The sequence below is a fragment of the Neisseria sp. P0001.S005 genome (assembly GCF_051963715.1).
In genome coordinates this window covers 1-554 of sequence record NZ_JBQCTZ010000524.1, presented here as the reverse complement: position 1 = coordinate 554, position 554 = coordinate 1, and the positions used below count along the sequence as shown (strand labels likewise).

Below are 554 nucleotides of genomic sequence, written 5' to 3'. Positions count from 1 at the left end.
TAAGGACGGATGCTGACGGTTTTACGGTTCAGCGCGCCTTTGGTTTTGAATTCAACGTAACCGTCGACTTTAGCAAACAAAGTGTGGTCTTTGCCCATGCCTACGTTGTCACCTGCGTGGAATTTAGTACCACGTTGACGAACGATGATAGAGCCTGCCGGAATCAGCTCGTTGCCGTAGGCTTTAACGCCCAAGCGTTTGGCTTCTGAATCGCGACCGTTGCGGGTGCTACCGCCTGCTTTTTTACTTGCCATTTGTAATACTCCTGAACTTACTTGAAATTAGGCGATTGCCACGATTTCGATTTGGGTGAAATTTTGGCGATGGCCTTGGCGTTTTTGGTAGTGTTTGCGACGACGCATTTTGAAAATGCGTACTTTCTCGCCACGACCATGAGCAACGACTTTAGCTGTTACTTTTGCGCCTTCGATAAAAGGTGCGCCTACTTTTACAGATTCGCCGTCAGCAATCATCAAAACTTCAGTCAGTTCGATTTGGCTGTCGAGTTCGGCTGGTATCTGTTCTACTTTCAATTTTTCGCCAACGGAAACTTT

2 protein-coding genes are annotated in these 554 nt (G+C 47.1%); both read right to left on the bottom strand.

Translation table 11 applies throughout. From position 1 onward, the window contains the following. The coding region (gene rpmA / locus ACTHSP_RS21455; protein WP_440346934.1) for a 50S ribosomal protein L27 at nt 1-254 on the bottom strand (254 nt) is incomplete at its 3' end. A gap of 27 nt (nt 255-281) precedes the next feature. Continuing rightward, nucleotides 282-554, bottom strand: a 273-nt coding sequence (gene rplU / locus ACTHSP_RS21450) for a 50S ribosomal protein L21 (RefSeq protein WP_440346933.1), incomplete at its 5' end; no start/stop codon positions are given.